This window comes from Brotocaccenecus cirricatena (assembly GCF_020687045.1).
Taxonomy (GTDB): Bacteria; Bacillota; Clostridia; order Oscillospirales; family Oscillospiraceae; genus Vescimonas; species Vescimonas cirricatena.
This window is the reverse complement of record NZ_JAJEPW010000106.1, coordinates 1-5869: the sequence shown is the minus strand read 5'-3', so window position 1 is coordinate 5869 and position 5869 is coordinate 1. Positions and strand designations below refer to the sequence as shown.

The window sequence follows — 5869 nt, the reverse complement described above, 5'->3', positions numbered from 1 at the left end:
AGGCGCTGCTGCAAGTCGCTGGGCCGCCATGGGCAATCGAGATCATGCAAGGCGATGAGCCTGTCCTGCACATTGGTGCCTGCGCCCATTTTGGCCGTGCTGCCCATGAGGATGCGCACCTCGCCTCCACGCACTTTTGCAAACAGCTCCTTTTTCTTTTGCTCGGTTTTGGCATCATGGATAAAGGCAATTTCCTCCTCCGGAATACCCTCTGCCACGAGTTTCTTTTTCAGGTCGTTATACACATCTGTAAACTGATCCGGTATCATTTCGTAGACCCCTTCTGCATTTTTCTGCATTTCAATCGGCGTATTCTTGTTCGGCGTAGACAGGTCGCAGAAAACCAGCTGGGTGCTGCGCTGATCTTTGGTCTGCGCCCAGATACGGGCGACATTGCGGGCGCAGGTTGCGACCTTGCCGTTGGGGTCATCGGCGGCCAGCGGGTTGATAAGGCGCATATCCAGCGCCAGCTTCCGTCCATCGTTGGTGATGCGGAGCATATTGTCCGTGCTGGGATCGACCGCACGGGCACGGACACGCTCGGCTCGTTCCGCCAGTTCCGCTACCACCGCCCGCTGCAATTCGTTCGGCTGGATGACCTCGGTGTGAAAATTGGCTTTCGGGACCGGCAGGTTCAGCATATCCGCCGTCTGCACATCGGCCACCATTTTGAAGGTCGCCATCAGTTCCGGCAGATTGAAGAATTTTGCAAAGCGGGTTTTCGGGCGGTAGCCGCTGCCTTCGGGGGCCAGTTCAATGGCCGTCACCGTCTCGCCAAAGTCGCTGGCCCAATCGTCGAAGTGGACAAGGCCCATCTCCTGCAAAGTCTGATACTGCAAGTACCTCTGCACCGTATACAATTCCACCATGCTGTTGGAGATCGGGGTACCGGTGGCAAAGATAACGCCGTGGCTGTCGGTCAGCTCGTCCAAATACTGACACTTGGCAAAGAGATCCGAGGACTTCTGCGCTTCCGTCTGCGCGATACCGCCGACATTGCGCATTTTCGTCATCAGAAAGAATGACGATAGGTAATCCTTTGAACGTGATGTGCGGCGAAGCCGCACATTCGTTTCCTCCGGATTTTCCCCCGTCTCACGCCGGGCGTGCACCTTTCAGCGCACCCGGCCTACCATCAGATTGACTTACTTTCTACTGATTTCATTGCATCTGTACCCTCACGAATACAGCGCACTTGTAAATTTCACTTTTTGAGTTTTTCACGATATTTCTTGATTTTGCGTACCGCCTTGGCATCCAACTCTGGCGGTATAGGACTGTTGTGTACCATGCGGTGACACGGTATACATAGCCATGCTAAATTTGGAACTTTGTTGATTCTTTCAATCGGAAGTCGTGGATTTACATGATGACAATGTTTCGGAATCAGTTCAGAGAAATATCTACCACAGCATTTGCATTTTCCCTTATCTCGGTTGTAGGCATATTCCCGATTCATAAAATACTCGAAATTGGCTTTCCATCCCTTGCCGCTAGCGTAGATGGATAAGGCTATATCTTCGGGTGTATTGATGGAGGGGCGGTCACAGGGCAACGGTTTATGCTTGGTACGATAATTTACATACCGCCTGCGTCCATCCTCCGTATAAGGGGTCATTTTCTGGTCAAATGGTTTGCTTTCATAACGACTGTGTGTAATAAACGCATAGGTTATTCCGAACCATTTCCCATCAATTTGAATTGCGAAGGTTTTACTGTCATAACCTTCGTGCCGATGTGGCAGATTACTTAATTCCTTTAACGGCACCTGCATTTGGTTGTACTGCTTGGGAAACAGGTTTTTCCATACTGCCAACGCCGTATTATTCACTCTACGGTCAATGGCATGGTAGGCATGAGAACAGATAGAGGGTTGCAAATACTGTGCCAGTCCCATAATCACGGAGTTCACATACTGGATTTGAGCCGCCTGCGTGTTGGATTGCGTGTATAATCCAATTTTCCTAACTTCTTTTTGCAAGGTATGGATTTTCTTCGTCAATCGTTCCATATCAGGGAATGGCTTTCCTACCAGATTATCTGACCATGTGGCTGGGTCTGGTGTTTTCCTCTTTCGTTCTGCCTTGACTATGTAACCGAGGAAATGAATACCATTCTTTCTCAAATCGGTTACATAGGTCTTTTCCTGTGACAGTTCCAACTTCATGCGATGCTTAAAATACTTTGTCAGTTCATGCTTCATACGGAACGCTTCCTGTTCCGTAGAGGTCAGGATCATCCAATCATCCGCATAGCGAAAATTGTATTTCGGGGTGATTCCAGACCATTTCAGCCTTCGGGTATCGTTGCATTTGTGCTTGCATTGACGGTGCGGCTCCATATAGCAGCGCCCCACATACCAGTCAAAGTCATTGAGATACACATTGGACAGCAACGGAGATAATATACCGCCCTGTGGTGTTCCCATTTCTGTTGCATGGTATAAGTCCTGATCGATATATCCGGCTTTTAGCATTTGGCTGATGATTTTCAGAACCCTCTTATCGTGGATTCCGATTCGCCATAGCTTTTTCAGCAACAATCTATGATTGATGTTGTCAAAACAGCCCTTTATATCTCCCTCGACTGCCCATACCGGCTGGTCTTTGGATTTCACACTTGCATTGATGACATTGACAATATCCCGGATAGCGTGCTTCTGCGCCCGGTAAGGACGGAAACCATAGCTGTGCGGATAGAATCTCGCTTCGCATATCGGTTCCAGAATCAGTCGCATACATTCCTGTATAATCCTATCCAATACAGTGGGAATACCCAGAGGTCGCTTTTTGCCGTTTGCCTTTTCGATATACTTCCGTTTGGCTGGCTTCGGCTTGTAATTGGAGATATTTGATTGAATCAACTGAAATAGTTCTTCTTTTGGCATTTGCAGATACTTGTCCATTTTCATCCTGTCCACACCGGCAGTTTTGCTGCCCTTGTTGGACTTGATGTTATGAACAGCGGTTACAATAGTCACTTCGCTGACCATTGCTTCCAACAGTCCCGTGAATGAAACGCCTTGCCCCGATTTTTCATAGAGCAGGTCTTGAAACTGTTTCAATTCTTTTTCTGTTGAAAATCTGACGCTTAAATGCACAAGGTTTTCACCTCGCAGTTCGTCACCCGTCTTTCAGGGAGTTATTGGATTTTCTTTCGTGAAATTTACAAATCAATCTGACTCGTGCCCTTCGCCGTGGGGCATTTCAGCCCCGTGTAATTGGCATTACCCAATTGCAGACTACTATGGCACGGCTGACTTCCTGTATTCTTCATTGTGCTGTAACACTCCAAATACAGGCTCTCAAACGTTCCCAAATCTCTATCCTTGTGGTCAATAGACCGTTGAAACCCTTAGGCCGCTACCTTACACCGGGAGAACCTAACCACACTTTGAATCACAGTTGTTGTGTGGTTCCGCATGAATATTTCATTTCATGGGGCATATACGGAAAAACCAGCCGTATCTGCTTTCTCCAATCTTCATCCTTTCGGATGCCAAGCACTCTTACGATGCTGCATAGCTTTCACTACTGGATAGCCATAGGTTTCGGAAGCCCGCACCATTATTATCCATGCCTTTCGGTTTAGGTTTTCAGGTTACGACTTCACCACGCTTTGTACCCTGTCTATTTACAGATAGACAACGCACAGTGGAGTATTAGCTCTCGTACTGCCTGCGGTTTGACAGACCGCTGTGGGGTTTCTCCTTTCCGGCATTGATTCTGTACGGCAGAGGAATTTCGCCTCTGAATTTGAGATTTGAGTTCTCTACGATATTTTCTTGATATATCAAGTGCTATCGCATGGTGCTTTTCGTCATAGCTGTCTGCTACGACTTATGCACAACGTTTCGCACGGTTTTTGAAATTGTGGCTCTCGTCGATGAACAGTCGGTCGATGCCTAATTCTTCAAAAGTCACCGTGTCGTCTTTGGTGCTCTGGTCGTTGAGCTTTTCCAACCGTATCTCCAGCGACTTGCGGGTGCGCTCCATCTGCTTGATGGTGAAGTTCTCCGCCCTCTGCCGCTTGGCGTCGCTGATGGCCAGCAGCACCTCGTCGATCTGCCGCTGCAAAATGGCCTGTTGCCGCTCACGGGACAGGGGAATCTTCATGAGCTGACTGTGGCCGATGATAATTGCATCGTAATCTCCGGTGGCGATGCGGGCGCACAGCCTGCGGCGGTTGCGCTTTTCAAAATCGCGTTCGGTAGCCACCAAAATGTTAGCGGCCGGATAGAGCCGGAGCCACTCCGCCGCCCACTGTTCCGTGATGTGGTTGGGCACCACGATCAGCGACTTGGTGCATAGCCCCAGACGCTTCATTTCCATAGTGGCGGCAACAATTTCAAAGGTTTTCCCTGCGCCCACTTCGTGTGCCAACAGCGTATTGCCGCCGTACAATACATGGGCGATGGCGTTCACCTGATGCTTTCGCAGGCTGATCTCCGGGTTCATCCCCACAAAGCGGATGTGGCTGCCATCGTACTCCCGCGGTCGGATGGAATTGAAGGTGTCGTTATAGATGCGGCACAGCCGTTCGCGCCGGTCAATGTCCTGCCACAGCCAATCGGCAAATTTGGACTTGATCAGCTCCTGCCGATCCTGGGCGATGGCAGTTTCCTTCACATTCAGAACCGGCCGCTCCTTGCCGTCCTCCACAACGGTATCGAACACCTTGACCACCCGCTGATTCAGTGTCTGCTCCAGGATGTGGTACGCCGTGATACGCTTGGTGCCGTAGGTGGTGACGGCTTTGATGTTGCCGCCGTCCATGCTTTTGTTGCTGATGTTCCATTCTCCGCTGTATTCGGAGCGAACGACCCGCATTCTCTGCCTGGCGTATACGCTGGTACCGAACAGCTCGAACATAAACTGCTGATAGACATCGGTAGGCACCCACGATGCACCGATCCGCACACCGATCTCCGCAGCGGTCAGCTCTGTCGGCTGCACAGCTTCCATGGTGGAGAGATACCCGGCAAGCGCATCTTTCTTTTCGGCCGGCAGCGCTGCTTGCAGCGCCTGCAGCATACGCAGCTTTTTGCGCACATTGCCGGACAGAAATTCCTCAGCAGTGACATAGGGATATGCCGCCAGATCAAGCTGCACCGGACTGATCTCCTCCGGCGTAAGACCGCAACGGACATTCCGGTAAATGACCCCGGAAAGCTCCTGCACCAGCTCGTCCTCACTTTTACCGGACAGCTCCGACATAAAGCCGAGATCCACCTGCGCTTTTTCGGAGAGAGATACCGCCAGCGCCTCCGATGCCGTATCCACCTGCGTGACCGGCTCATGCGGGCGAATGGTGCGCTTGGTGAACATATCCGCCTTGCGGGCGAAATTGCCTTCGTTGTCCAGCACCTCCAACGAGCACAGCAGCGGATAGCTGCTGTCATCCGAAAAGGCAAGGTTGTTGCCGCGGGTGTAAAGCCGCCCGTATTTTTTGACATAGGCATCGTACAGCCCGTTCAGCTTCTCCTGCTCGCGCCGGATGATCTCATCGGGATGGTTCTCCGCCTGGTATTCGATGAGCTGACGGGTGCAGTCCCGCAGGGCGATCATGCCGCGCACTCGGTTCTCGGTGGTCAGCGGCAGTTCGACCGGCTCCATGCGGCTGTCAATGCGGAAATACAGCTTGCCGTCTACGCTGGTAAAGCTGTAATTACGCACATTCGGGTCTGCGGGAATGGATAAATCTTCCTCCTCCGGCCCGTCCTGCTCATAGGTGGGGATCTGTGCATGAAGCCCCGATACCGCTTCGCTCAGCAGATCGGCAAGATCGGCATTTTCATAGGGCTTGCACACGCTGTCAATGCCGTATTGGGTGCTCTCCATGGCCATCTCGCCCAGCACCATTTCCGGAT

At 51.2% G+C, this 5869-nt stretch carries 2 protein-coding genes and 1 pseudogene; all 3 read right to left on the bottom strand.

The features are described from left to right. Positions 1-1025: pseudogene (locus tag LKD37_RS16730) on the bottom strand (helicase-like domain-containing protein); the annotation flags it as partial. 179 nt (positions 1026-1204) lie between these two features. Further along, positions 1205-3064 (bottom strand): group II intron reverse transcriptase/maturase, encoded by a 1860-nt coding sequence (ltrA, locus tag LKD37_RS16725; protein ID WP_302930218.1) that lies wholly within the window; start codon positions 3062-3064, stop codon positions 1205-1207. 775 nt (positions 3065-3839) lie between these two features. After that, positions 3840-5869, bottom strand: a 2030-nt coding sequence (locus tag LKD37_RS16720; RefSeq protein ID WP_302930217.1) for a DUF8437 domain-containing protein, incomplete at its 5' end; no start/stop codon positions are given.